Origin of the sequence: Kitasatospora setae KM-6054, from assembly GCF_000269985.1 — a bacterium.
Taxonomy (GTDB): domain Bacteria; phylum Actinomycetota; class Actinomycetes; order Streptomycetales; family Streptomycetaceae; genus Kitasatospora; species Kitasatospora setae.
The window spans coordinates 7,266,751-7,278,168 of sequence record NC_016109.1 but is presented as its reverse complement, the minus strand read 5'-3'; the positions used below and the strand labels follow the sequence as shown (position 1 = coordinate 7,278,168).

At 74.0% G+C, this 11,418-nt stretch carries 10 protein-coding genes, 1 pseudogene and 1 CRISPR repeat array; of the genes and pseudogenes, 3 read left to right on the top strand and 8 right to left on the bottom strand.

The genetic code is table 11. From position 1 onward, the window contains the following. The first annotated feature begins 127 nt into the window (after positions 1 to 127). Positions 128 to 1,693 carry an apolipoprotein N-acyltransferase gene (gene lnt / locus KSE_RS32025; RefSeq protein ID WP_014139535.1) on the top strand — a complete coding sequence of 522 codons (1,566 nt, stop codon included), beginning with the start codon at positions 128 to 130 and terminating at the stop codon, positions 1,691 to 1,693. Between the two features lie 31 nt (positions 1,694 to 1,724). Here the strand turns inward: lnt and KSE_RS32020 are convergent, their stop codons facing one another. Both KSE_RS32020 and KSE_RS32015 read right to left on the bottom strand, forming a co-directional pair. Continuing rightward, on the bottom strand, positions 1,725 to 2,501 hold the full coding sequence (locus KSE_RS32020) for a VOC family protein (RefSeq protein WP_014139534.1): 777 nt from the start codon (positions 2,499 to 2,501) through the stop codon (positions 1,725 to 1,727). Beyond that, positions 2,498 to 3,421, bottom strand: coding sequence for an NADP-dependent oxidoreductase (locus tag KSE_RS32015; RefSeq protein ID WP_014139533.1), 924 nt, complete (start codon positions 3,419 to 3,421; stop codon positions 2,498 to 2,500). The genes KSE_RS32020 and KSE_RS32015 overlap by 4 nt, the downstream gene beginning before the upstream one ends. 291 nt (positions 3,422 to 3,712) lie before the next feature. Between KSE_RS32015 and KSE_RS41620 the strand changes: the two are divergent. After that, positions 3,713 to 3,832, top strand: a pseudogene (locus KSE_RS41620) (GTP cyclohydrolase); the annotation flags it as partial. A gap of 345 nt (positions 3,833 to 4,177) precedes the next feature. Then, positions 4,178 to 5,192: direct repeats of the CRISPR family, unit length 29 nt; unit sequence CGGTAGACCCCCGCTCGCGCGGGGAGGAC. Positions 5,193 to 5,213: 21 nt separating this feature from the next. Here the strand turns inward: KSE_RS41620 and cas2e are convergent. From cas2e to casB, 6 genes are all read right to left on the bottom strand, one after another. Next, complete coding sequence (gene cas2e / locus KSE_RS32010; RefSeq protein ID WP_014139532.1) at positions 5,214 to 5,534, bottom strand: type I-E CRISPR-associated endoribonuclease Cas2e; 321 nt, start codon at positions 5,532 to 5,534, stop codon at positions 5,214 to 5,216. A 37-nt stretch (positions 5,535 to 5,571) separates the two neighbouring features. Further along, the gene (cas1e, locus tag KSE_RS32005) at positions 5,572 to 6,573 is read right to left on the bottom strand and encodes a type I-E CRISPR-associated endonuclease Cas1e (RefSeq protein WP_014139531.1); all 1,002 of its coding nucleotides are present in this window, start codon (positions 6,571 to 6,573) and stop codon (positions 5,572 to 5,574) included. Next, positions 6,570 to 7,226: a type I-E CRISPR-associated protein Cas6/Cse3/CasE gene (gene cas6e / locus KSE_RS32000; RefSeq protein ID WP_014139530.1), complete on the bottom strand. Its 657-nt coding sequence runs from the start codon at positions 7,224 to 7,226 to the stop codon at positions 6,570 to 6,572. The genes cas1e and cas6e overlap by 4 nt, the downstream gene beginning before the upstream one ends. Continuing rightward, positions 7,223 to 8,035: a type I-E CRISPR-associated protein Cas5/CasD gene (gene cas5e, locus KSE_RS31995; RefSeq protein WP_014139529.1), complete on the bottom strand. Its 813-nt coding sequence runs from the start codon at positions 8,033 to 8,035 to the stop codon at positions 7,223 to 7,225. The genes cas6e and cas5e overlap by 4 nt, the downstream gene beginning before the upstream one ends. Then, positions 8,032 to 9,198: a type I-E CRISPR-associated protein Cas7/Cse4/CasC gene (gene cas7e, locus KSE_RS31990; protein WP_014139528.1), complete on the bottom strand. Its 1,167-nt coding sequence runs from the start codon at positions 9,196 to 9,198 to the stop codon at positions 8,032 to 8,034. Before cas7e ends, cas5e begins: the two co-directional genes overlap by 4 nt. 74 nt (positions 9,199 to 9,272) lie before the next feature. After that, entirely contained in the window at positions 9,273 to 9,554 is a 282-nt protein-coding gene (gene casB / locus KSE_RS31985) for a type I-E CRISPR-associated protein Cse2/CasB (protein WP_014139527.1), read from the bottom strand. On the opposite strand from casB, the gene KSE_RS31980 reads away from it, so the two are divergent. After that, positions 9,443 to 11,395, top strand: a complete 1,953-nt coding sequence (locus KSE_RS31980; RefSeq protein WP_014139526.1) for a CHAT domain-containing protein — start codon at positions 9,443 to 9,445, stop codon at positions 11,393 to 11,395. The genes casB and KSE_RS31980 overlap by 112 nt on opposite strands. Positions 11,396 to 11,418 lie beyond the last annotated feature (23 nt).

Sequence of the window (11,418 nt, the reverse complement as noted above, 5' to 3'; positions counted from 1 at the left end):
GCATTGCGCGAGTACACGAACCGATTGTCCGAACCCGCGCGTAACCCGGTTCAAACCTTCGGTGACCGTGACATGCCGATGATCGTATAGGGGTGCCTTCCGGCCCGGCCGGGCGGACAATCTCCGCATGAGCCTGCGAACCGCCCTGACCCGACCGGCCCGCTACGGCGCGCTGGCCTCGGGGGTGCTGCCCGTGCTGACCTTCCCCGGCGCCGGCCTGGCCTGGCTGGCCTGGGCGGCGCTGGTGCCGGGGCTGCTGCTGATGCGGGCGGCCGGCGGGGCGCGCGAGGCGGTGGTGCGCGGCTGGTGGTTCGGCGCCGGGTTCATCCTCACCGGGATGTACTGGCTGATCCCGTCGATCGGCCCGGGCCTGCCGGTGCTGGCGGTGCTGTTCGGCGTCCTGCAGGCGCCGTTCGGCCTGGCCGCGTGGTGGCTGCTGCACGGCGAACCGACGCTGCGCCGCGCGGCGGCGGCGCTGGCGGTGCTGCCCGCGGTGTGGGTGTGCGCCGAGTACGCCCGCTCCTGGAACGCGCTGGGCGGGCCGTGGGCGCTGTTCGGCGCGACCCAGTGGGAGCACCCGGCGGTGCTCGGCCTGGCGTCGATCGGCGGCGTGTGGCTGGTGAGTTGGGCGCTGGTCGCGGCGAACACCGCGCTGGCGGTGCTGCTCTGCGCCCACGGGTCGCGGGTGCGCGCGCTGGCGGGGGCGACCGCGCTGTCCTCCGTCCTGGCGGGGCCGCTGGTGTTCGCCGCGCAGGCCGCCCCGGCGACCTCGGGCAGCGCGTCGGTGACGCTGGTGCAGGCCGGTTCGACGCCGGACGAGCAGGCCCGGCTGGAGGCGAACGCGCGGATCACCCGTTCGCTGGCGGGCCGTCCGACGGACCTGATCGTCTGGGGCGAGAGCTCCACCACCGAGGACCTGGACCGCCGCCCGGAGACGGTGGCCCGGCTGGCCGCGCTCTCCCGGCTGACCGGGGCGCAGCTGCTGGTCGGCGAGGACGCCCGGAAGGCGGACGGCCGGATCTCCAAGGACGCGGTGCTGGTGGACGGTTCGGGCGTGCTGGCGCGCTACCGGAAGATCCGGCTGGTGCCGTTCGGCGAGTACATCCCGCTGCGCCCGCTGCTGGGCTGGATCGCGGGGGTGAGCGCGGCGGCGGGCGAGAACCGGGCGCCGGGCAGCTCGGTGCACCTGCTGCCGGTGGCCGACCGGGACGGGCGGGCGCTGCCGGTGGGGGCGCTGGTCTGCTTCGAGTCGGCGTTCCCCGACATGTCGCGCACCATGGCCCGGCAGGGCGCCGCGCTGATCGTCTACCAGTCGGCGACCTCGACGTTCCAGTCCACCTGGGCGCCCGCCCAGCACGCCTCGCTGGGCGCGCTGCGGGCGGCGGAGACCGGCCGCCCGGTGGTGCAGGCGGCGCTGACCGGCGAGTCGGTGGCGTACGACGCGCAGGGGCGGCGGCTGGTCCGGCTGGGCACCGACGGGTCGGGGGCGGTGACGGCCGACCTGGCGCTGGCCGACCCGGCGGCGCGGACGTGGTACGTGCGGCTGGGCGACTGGGTGCCGATGCTCTCGCTGGCGGCGGTGCTGGCGGCGGCCGCGACGGCGGCCGGGCCCGCGCTGCGCGAGCGCCGCCGCCGCCGCCCGGGCCCGCCGGCCGCCTCGGCACCGACCGACGTCCCGCCGGCCCGGGTCTGACCCCCGCCCCCGCCCCTCCCCTTCCCCCCTCCTACTCCTCCCTCTCCTCCCTCTCCTCCGGCACGTGGAGGCCGAACAGGGCGCCCTGCGGGTCGCGCAGCACGGCCAGCCGGGGGCCGTCGGGAACGTCGGTGGGCGGGAGGGTGACGGTGGCGCCGAGCAGGGCGGCGCGTTCGGCGCCGAGGTCGGTGTCGGCGACCACGAAGTACGGCATCCAGTAGGGGGAGGTGCCGGCCGGGAACTGGTCGGACATGTCGGTCATCCCGCCGAAGTCGCTTCCGCCCAGGCCGAATCGGGTGTACATGTCGCCGGAGTTGACGCTCCAGCCGAACACCCGCTGGTAGAACTCGGCGGCGGTTCCCGGTTCGTGGGTGGCGAGTTCGACCCAGCCGAGGGCGCCGGGCTCGTCGCGCAGGTCGACGCCGCGCAGGGTGTCGGGCTGCCAGGTGGAGAAGACCGCGCCGGTGGGATCGGCGGCGACGGCGAACCGGCCCCAGTCCAGGGCGTCGGTCGGCGGGACGATCAACTTGCCGTCGGCATCGGCGATTTCGTCGGCGGTGATGTCGGTGTCGGGAGTGTGGAAGCCGATCGTCCAGGCGGTCGGCTGCTCGGGGTGCATCAAGGCGCTGAGTCCCGCGACGAGTTGCTCGCCGAGGTAGAGCCTGGTGTAGCCCATGGCCTTCTCGTCGGGGACCACTTCGGCGCGCCAGCCGAAGAGTTCGTGGTAGAACGCCTTGGCGGCGGCGGGGTCCTTGGTGGCGAGTTCGACCCAGCAGGGCGCGCCGGGGCTGGGGTTGGTGGTCTTCACGGTCGGCTCATCTCCAGGATCAGTTTCCCTCGGGCGTGTCCGGTCTCCACTTCGGCCATCGCCTCGGCGGCCCGTTCCAGCGGGTAGCGGCCGCTGATGTGCGGGTCGAGCGTTCCGGCGGCGACGAGTTCGGCGAGGGCCGCGAGCGGCGCGGCAGTACCGTCGCGCCGGACGTAGGCGCCGCCGAGTTCGGCGGCGGTGGCCGGGTCGGCGGTGGAGACCAGACGGCCGGGGGCGCGCAGGGCTCCGGCGACCTCGCGGACGGCGTCGCCGCCGACCAGGTCGAGCACGGCGTCCACACCGTCGGGGGCGACGGCGCGCAGCCGGTCGGCGACGCCCGGGCCGTACCGGACGGGGGTGGCGCCGAGGGCCCGGACGTGCGCGGCGCTGCCCTCGCCGGCGGTGCCGAGGACGGTCAGGCCGCGGCCGCGGGCGATCTGCGCGGCGGCGGTGCCGACGCCGCCGGCCACGCCGACCACCAGCAGGGTCTGGCCGGCCCGCAGGCCGAGAGCAGCAAGCTGGTCGAGCGCGTCGTAGGCGGTGGCGGCGGCGACCGGCAGGGCCGCCGCCTCGGCGAAGCCGACGGTGCGCGGTTTGTGCGCGGTGGCGCGGGCCGGGAGCAGCGCCTCCTCGGCGAACGCGCCGCCGATCGTGGTGCCGAACACCTCGTCGCCCTCCCGGAAGCCCCGGACGCCTTCGCCGAGGGCGGTCACCACGCCGGCCGCCTCGCTGCCCATCACCTGCGGCGGGGCGTCGTCGGTGCCGAACAGGCCCTGCCGCTTCTTCCAGTCGGCGGGGTTGACCCCGGCCGCGACCACCCTGATCCGCAACGCGCCGGGGCCCGGGGCGGGCGTGGGCCGGTCCAGGAACTCCTGCTGCTCCGGCCCGCCGTACGCGACGAACCCGAATGCCTTCGCCATCCGCTCTCTTCCTCCCTCGCCGAGCCCTGCCGTCTCTCCCCCCGCCTCCCCCTCCCCACCATGCCGGGGTACCGGCGGGTAGCGGCGAACTGGTGGGCCGAACGGGAGGGCCCGGGGGCCGGCGGCGGTGGAACAGACGGGGCGGGCAGGGTTCCCGGGACGCCGGTTGTTCGCATGGGAACGACGGTGCAGCGCCCGGGGGGCACAGCCCGGTTCGCATGTGAACAACCCGGCTGGGCCCCTCGCACCAAACCGCAGACCACGCCCACCGCGGACGCCCCGACCACCGCCCCGCCGCCGCGCGAGGCCGTCCAGCGGATCGCCGAGACCGGCGGCCACCTGCTCCACCTGTGCCAGGAGGGCCGCGGCATCGGCCTCCACAACAAGCTCGACGCCTACGCCCTCCAGCCCTCGCAGACCGCGATCACAATCAAACGGTTCAGGAACGCAATTGCCACCAGTTGCACTGAAACCTCGGGTGCGGGCCGGCCGGCCATTCCCCAGGCCCACCAGCACCCCTTCGGGCATGGGCACCATCAAGGATCCTCCCGGCCTCCGGGATCAGACACCTGCCGCTGCGGTGATGCTCGGAGCGACATTCGTCGCCCCGGCAGAAGCATGATGAGACCGAAGTCCGACAGTAACTCGCCCCCTTGGGAAAGACCCGCCCTCCGCACCACACACCCTCACGCACCAACGCAGCCCCCGCTAACGCGGGGAGGACGCGGACCAGCTCCTCCTGGGCGCGGTCGGCGTCGGTAGACCCCCACTCGCGCGGGGAGGACCTCTCCGAGTGGCTGCCGTACTGGCTGGAGCACGGTAGACCCCCGCTCGCGCGGGGAGGACCTGTACGTCGAGTGCGCCAGCGTCCGGACGTGCGGTAGACCCCCGCTCGCGCGGGGAGGACCGGAGCTGGGCGGCGACGGTGCGGTAGGCGTCCGGTAGACCCCCGCTCGCGCGGGGAGGACTACGTCGCGGTGATCCGGACCCGCGGCGTCGCCGGTAGACCCCCGCTCGCGCGGGGAGGACCTGTGGTGCATACCGGGGGGCGCACCCAATCCCGGTAGACCCCCGCTCACGCGGGGAGGACATGGGCTCCTGCTCCATCGCGCCGCCGATGCCCGGTAGACCCCCGCTCGCGCGGGGAGGACGGCCCAGGGCCTCGGCGGCGACCGCAGCATGCGCTGGATCGCCGGTAGACCCCCGCTCGCGCGGGGAGGACATGACCACCTGGCTCGGCCTCGTGATCACTACCGGTAGACCCCCGCTCGCGCGGGGAGGACAAGACCTGGATAGACGGCCTCCCGCAGATCCCCGGTAGACCCCCGCTCGCGCGGGGAGGACTCGCGCCCGGCACCGCGGACCGCCTGCTGCACTGGTAGACCCCCGCTCGCGCGGGGAGGACTGACAACATGCTGGGCGGAAGTCGCCCGCTGACGGTAGACCCCCGCTCGCGCGGGGAGGACGGGCGTGGGTGCGGTGGCCCGCTTGGTAGTTGCGGTAGACCCCCGCTCGCGCGGGGAGGACCGGCGCGCGCAGACCGACGGCGTGTTCGACCGCGGTAGACCCCCGCTCGCGCGGGGAGGACCCGTTGGACGGTATGCACGTTCTGACGACAGGCGGTAGACCCCCGCTCGCGCGGGGAGGACGGGGCCGGTAGCCGCCGGCCCCTCTCTTGTGCCGGTAGACCCCCGCTCGCGCGGGGAGGACGCAGACCTGACCATGATTTTCGGATCGGCACGCGGTAGACCCCCGCTCGCGCGGGGAGGACCCTTTTTGACCTGCGCCTTCTCTAGGGCTTTGCGATTTCTTGACCTTCTGGTGTGGTCGCTCGGGTTTGGGCGATGAGCAGCAGGCCGTCGAAGTCGATGGGTTGGCGTCGTTGGGTTCCTGCTGTCCGCAGCGCGAATCCCTGTTCGTTCGCGGCGGGGTGGACGAGTACGGCGACTCCGTCGGCGATGCAGTTGCTGACGGAGGACCAGAGTTCTTCGCGGACCTTGGCGGAGACGGTGCCGACGTACAGCTGGGGTGTGACTTCCAGGAGCCAGCGGGTCAGGGCGCCGCGCAGGTGGTCGGGGACGGCGGTCATCGACAGGACGGTCAGGGATGCCATGGGGGTTCCTTGGCGGCGGTTGCCGAAGGGCGGCGGTTCACTGTGCTTCTCCGGTGGAGTAGTTGACGCCGCCGGGGACGGCTCCGAGGACCGGGTCCCAGAGGTCGACGAGTTGCTCGTCGGGGTCGGGGGTGGCGATGTCGGTGCCGGGTGCGAGCAGGCGCTGGATGTCGGTGACGATCCTGGGGAGGAGTTTGAAGAGGCGCAGTCCTTCGCGGAAGCCGCGGCGGGCTTCGGCTTCGGGTTCGCTGGAGGAGTGGAGGGAGAAGGCCAGGGGGATGGTGAGTTCGGCTTTGTAGAGGTCGGCGATGTCGTAGACGAAGGCCTGCTGGTTGCCGTTGTGGACGAAGCCGAGGGCCGGGGAGCAGCCGAGGGCGAGGATCGCGGCGTGGACGATGCCGTAGAGGCAGGTGTTCGCGGCGGACAGGGCGAGGTTGACGGGGTCTTGGGTGTCCCAGGAGTCGGGGTCGTAGGTGCGGCGGAAGCGTCCGATGCGGTGTTGTTGGGCGAGGAGGCGGTAGTGGGCTTTGACGCGTTGGCCTTCCTTGCCGCGGAGTGTGTCGAGGTTGACGTCGGTGGGCAGGTCGGTGTCGCCGAAGCGGCGGCGGTACATGGCGATGGCGACGGCCATGCGTCGCTGGTCGTCGGCCCAGGCCCGTGCTTGGTGTTCGAGCCAGGTGGTGCTGAGGGATTCGGGGAGGGTGGCGGCGTAGCAGCGTACGCCGCCGGAGCCGGCGATGAGGACGGTGGTGCCGTGGCGGGCGAGGGTGGCCAGGGCGCGGGCGGTGATGGAGGTGCCGGGGCCGAGCAGGACGCAGCTGAGGGCGGCGGTGGGGAGGTGGACGGTTTCGGTGCCGCGCTGGGTGGTGTTGATCTCGGCGCGGACGCCGGTGTCGTCCTGGACGACGCGGACGAGGTCGAGGTAGAGGAAGGAGAGGGAGTCGGCGATGCGGGGAAGCATGGCGACGGTGGGTGCGGCGAGTTTGCGGCGGGCGCCGGCGGGGTTGTCGTTGCCGCGGCGTGGGCGTGGGGGTGTCATGAGGGTTCCCGGCGGGGGGCGATGCTGAGCAGGCCGCAGCCGTAGGCCTTGCCGCGGCCGATGCCTTCGCGGATGCGGGTGCGCAGGAGGTCGGGGTCGGTGATGTGGGCGGTGCCTTCGAAGAGGGTGCGGGCGTGGTGGACGCGCTGCTGGTGCTGGCGACGGTGGCCGGTGGCGGCGTCCAGGGGGGTGGAGTGCAGGGTGGTGAGGGTGAGGCCGGAGGTTTCGGCTTGGCGGGTCCACCATTCGTCGGCGTGCGGGCCGTTGAGGGGGACGACTTCGGGGAGGCGGTAGAGGGCGCGGGTGGTGGCGCCGGGTTTGCGGACGGCGTTGGCCGCGATGCGGTAGCGCACGGGCAAGCCCTTGCGCAGGGCGTCGAGGAGCGGGGTGAGGGGTTTGGTGGCGGCGCTGCCGTAGCCGGCGGGGAGTTGGGCGAGGTCGGGTTCGCGGTTGCTCTGCAGCAGGATCTGGTCGCCGTCGCGGCCGGTCTCGGTGCGGAAGAGGATGCCGAGGTGGCGCCGCGGTTCGGTGCTGGGGACGTCGTCGGGGAACAGCGACATGATGCGGTGGTGGAGGTTGACGGCGTCGTCGCCGTCGCAGTGGACGTCGCGGTGGCGCTGGTCGGGGATGATGCGGGTCAGCCACAGGGTCATGCCGGCGAGCTTTCGGGACGGGGCGTGTGGGGGGCGAGGTAGGCGGCGAGGGCGTGGAGGTAGTCGGTGCCCAGGCCGTGGCAGCGTTCGGCGGGCAGGTGCAGGGTGCGCTGGTAGCGGGGGCGGCTCTGGTGGGCGCGGCGCTGGGGGTGGAAGGTGAGGGGTTGGTCGTTGACCTGGCCGGCTGCCTCATTGCCGTCAGGGGCGCCCGTCTCGGCGGGGGCGAGGCCGCCGAGGGGTCGGTCGCCGTGGAAGACCACCGGGACGGTGTCCGCCGTCCCGCGGCGGGTGCGGGCCAGCGGCAGCTCCACCAGCCGGCGGTGGATGTCGTCGAACTCGCCCAGCAGCAGCGGCCCTTCGGGCGGACAGGAGCGCCGGCCCAGGTACGGCGGCCAGAACGGCTCGCGCAGCGCCGCGGCGCAGGTCCGCAGGGTGTCGGCGGGGCCGGTGAGCGCCGCGGTGAACACCGCGTCCGCGAGGTAGTAGCGGTGGGAGAGCAGTGTCGCCGCGGCGGCGGGGCGTTTCTTGCCCTCGGCGGTGGTCACCGTGTGCCGGGCGGGCAGGCCGCCGCCGACGGTGTGCAGGTCGCGCAGCAGCACCCCGGGGCGGTCGGCGCGCACGGTCAGCGACAGGCGGGCCAGGTCGTCGATGTCCTCGCCGCGCCGGCGGCCGAGCGCGCAGGCGAGCAGGCCGATCACCCCGGAGCGGGTGGGGAAGGGGGCGGTGTCGCGTTCGTTGAACTTGCTGCGCTCGCCCCAGGACTGCAGCGGGCCGGCCAGGTGCAGCAGCAGGCCCGCCTCGGCGCTCACTGGCCGACCTGGGGGTAGGCGGCGGCGATGGCGGTGTCGATCAGCGCGGGGAAGGAGACGGCCCGCTCGCCCAGCTCCTTCGGGTTCTTCTCGTCGGTGCCGGCCCAGCCGGCCGCCACGACGCCGCGGTTGCCGAGCAGGGTGTTCGCGGCCGTCGCGTACTTGGCCAGCGCGTCGCGCGAGGGTTCGGAGTAGCCGCCTTCCCGGCCGGGGCGCACCGGCTTCTCGAACGCGGCGGCGAACGACAGCGGCCGGTCCGAGCGGACCGCGATGTGGACGAGGTCGGGGATGGTGTGCGGCGCGGTCGCGGTCTTCTTCGCCTGCGGCAGCGACAGGACGAACGCCTCCGTGAAGCCGGCCGCCAGCTCGCGGGCGGCGGCCAGGTCGCCGCCGAGGTTGTCCGCCAGCTCCTTCAGGTCGATCGTCGCGAAGCGGTAGAACACGCCGGCGGAGAACTCGGCGTGCCCCATGTGCGCGCTGCCGGTGGTGTCGCCCCAGAAATCGGTCACGTCGTCGACGGCCGAGAAGTAGTCCAGCTCGATGTCGGTGCCGTGCGTGGTCAGCGCGTGCGCGACCTGCACCGCCCCGTCCACGCCCGCGTCGTCGACCTCCGCCAGCATCCGCCCGAACAGGTTGATCACCCCGTTGCGCGAGCGCAGCACCGCGTCGATCCGGTCCTTGGGCAGCGCGCTCTTGTCGCTGGGCTTCCTGACGTCCTTCGCCGCCTCCAGGACGCCCCGGAACTCCTCGGCCAGGTCCGCGAGTTCGGCGACCGCGCTGCCCGGTACGTACACCATGGCGTTGGTGGTCACCGCGGCGCTGTCGCCGTCGACCTCGAACTTGATGCTGCTGCCCGCCGCCACGTGCTGACCCGCCCGCGCCGCCAGCGTGGCCGGCCAGTCGCGCTCCTCCTCCAGCAGCCGCGCCACCCGCTCGCCGATGCGCCGGGTGCGCAGCGCCGCCTCGCCCATCCGCTCCTGGAAGTAGGTGCGGGCCGCGCGCTTCCACGACTGGCTGCTGACCCGGGTCCGCTCGGCCCCGCCGTAGGAGACGGTCTTCACCGAGTTGTTGTCGTCCCGGTTCAGGTTCGCGAACGGCACGCTCTGCACCACGTGCACGTCCACGAACCGCGCGACCGCTCCCGTGCCCGACTTCGCCGCCATGCTCTTCTCCCTTAAGTTATTGTCATGGACCTGATTTGATTGGGTGCCGTCCGGCGGACGGCACCCGCAACCGCTTACTTGCCGACGTCGGCACCGACGCCCTCCGCGTCGTCCACCTCCAGCGCCGCCCGCACACCCGACCGGTAGCGCTCCCGGTAGAAGTCCTGCAGCCAGCGCCGCTTGATCTCGCCCCCGTACCGGCGCCAGCGGGCCAGATCCACCAGCAGCTGCGCCCAGTCCACCGGTGCCCCGGCCTCCCGCAGCTGCCGCACCGCGCCCGGAAGGTGCCGGTGCAGACCGTCCACGCTCTGCCGCGACAGCAGGTTCAGCCGCGTCTCCGCCGAGCTCTCCCGCACTGCGCGAGCGGGGCGGCCCCGGGGACCTCGACGCCTCGGTCGACCTCCTGCGCGGGACGGTCGACGACCTGAACGGCCGCCACGGCGACCCGAACATCGCCCACGCGCGCTCGGAACTCGGCTACGCGCTGGTACGCCGCTTCCAGGCCCAGGGCCGGCCCGAGGACGGCTACGAGGCCGAGCAGGCGTTCCGGCAGTCCGCCGGGACCGAGGCCGCCTCGATCAGGACCCGGCTGTTCTCCGCCTTCCACTGGGGCGGCCTGGGCATGGAACGCGGTGACGCCCCGGCGGCCCTCACGGGCTACCGGACGGCCGTCGACGTCTTGCTGCCCCGGTTGGCGGACCGCGGCCTGCCCCGGGCCTCACGACTCGCCCAGATCGCCCAGGTCCCTCGGCTCGCGAGCGACGCCGCCGCGGCCGCCACGGCGGTCGGCGACCTGCCCGGCGCGGTCCGCCTGCTGGAGCAGGGCCGCTCGGTGATCTGGTCCCAACTGCTGCAGACCCGCACCGACCGGACCGTCCTGCGGGAACGCCACTCGGCGCTGGCAGCGGAATTCGACGCGATCTGCGCCGCCCTGGAAACCGGCGGCCCCGGACCCGGCGGCCCCGGACCCGTCGGCCGACCCGGCCCGGGCCCCGAACAGGGCGAACAGCCCTGGCAGCTCAGCGAGCGGTTCGACGACGTCCTGACCCGGATCCGCCGCCTCGACGACTTCGAGCACTTCCTCGAACCGCCGACCTTCGGCGAACTCCGCCGCGTCGCGGACGACGGGCCGGTCGCCGTCATCAACATCAGCGCCCACCGCTGCGACGCCCTGATACTCCGCTCCGTACCCGGTGTCCCGCCGGTGGCGCTGGTCCCGCTGGCCGGCGTCACCGCCGCCGAGGTCGACCAGCGCGCCACCGAGTTCCTCGCCGCCGTCGAACGGCTCTCCCGGGTCAGTCCCGAACCCGGACCCGCCGAGAAGGTCCGCCTGACGAAGCGGATCGACGACACGCTGGCCTGGCTCTGGACCGAGATCACCCGGCCCGTCCTGGCCGCCCTGGGCCTCGACCGCCCCGGAGCGACCACCCCCCGGCTGTGGTGGTGCCCCACCGGCGCGCTCGCCCAACTGCCCCTGCACGCCGCCGGACCCAAGGACGGCCCGCGCGTCATCGACCTGGTGGTCTCCTCCTACACGCCGACCCTGAACTCCCTCATCCGGGCCAGGGCCCGGCCCGCGACCCCGCGACCGCACCTGCTCGGCGTCGGCGTGCGGCAGTCGGCGCCCGGCGACGGCAGCACCGGGGCCCAGCCGGAACTACCGGGCGTGAGCGTCGAACTGGCCATGCTGGCCGACCTGTTCGGCGACCGGTACAGCGGCAGGGCCGACCGGGACGCCGTCCTGTCCGGGGTGCTGGCCGACCTCCCCGCCCACCCCTGGGTGCACTTCGCCTGCCACGGCGTCCACTCCGCCACCGACCCCGCCGCCAGCCACCTGGCCCTGTACGACGGGCCGCTGCCCGTCGCCGGCGTCGCCGAGCAGGACCTCTCCGGGGCGGAACTCGCCTTCCTGTCCGCCTGCCACACCGCCCTCGGCAACCGCAGGCTCGCCGACGAGGCCGTCCACCTCGCCGCCGCCTTCCAACTCGCCGGCTACCAGCACGTCGTCGGGACCCTCTGGGCCCTCGACGACGGCCCGGCCCCGCACGTCGCCCGCGACTTCTACCGCTCCCTGGAGACGGCCGGCAGCGCGGCCGACAGCGCCCGCGCGCTGCACGACGCCGTGCAGCGCCTCCGCCGCGAGCCCGACCACCGCGCACCGCTGCACTGGGCCAGCTACGTCCACCTCGGTCCCTGACCCTCCCCGGCGGGTGGTCTCCC

Bases quoted from the DNA above. Each gene is read 5' to 3' on its own strand.
- lnt (WP_014139535.1), top strand. From the start codon at position 128: ATGAGCCTGCGAACCGCCCTGACCCGACCGGCCCGCTACGGCGCGCTG.
- KSE_RS32015 (WP_014139533.1), bottom strand. From the start codon at position 3,421: ATGGCGAAGGCATTCGGGTTCGTCGCGTACGGCGGGCCGGAGCAGCAG.
- cas2e (WP_014139532.1), bottom strand. From the start codon at position 5,534: ATGGCATCCCTGACCGTCCTGTCGATGACCGCCGTCCCCGACCACCTG.
- cas1e (WP_014139531.1), bottom strand. From the start codon at position 6,573: ATGACACCCCCACGCCCACGCCGCGGCAACGACAACCCCGCCGGCGCC.
- cas6e (WP_014139530.1), bottom strand. From the start codon at position 7,226: ATGACCCTGTGGCTGACCCGCATCATCCCCGACCAGCGCCACCGCGAC.
- cas7e (WP_014139528.1), bottom strand. From the start codon at position 9,198: ATGGCGGCGAAGTCGGGCACGGGAGCGGTCGCGCGGTTCGTGGACGTG.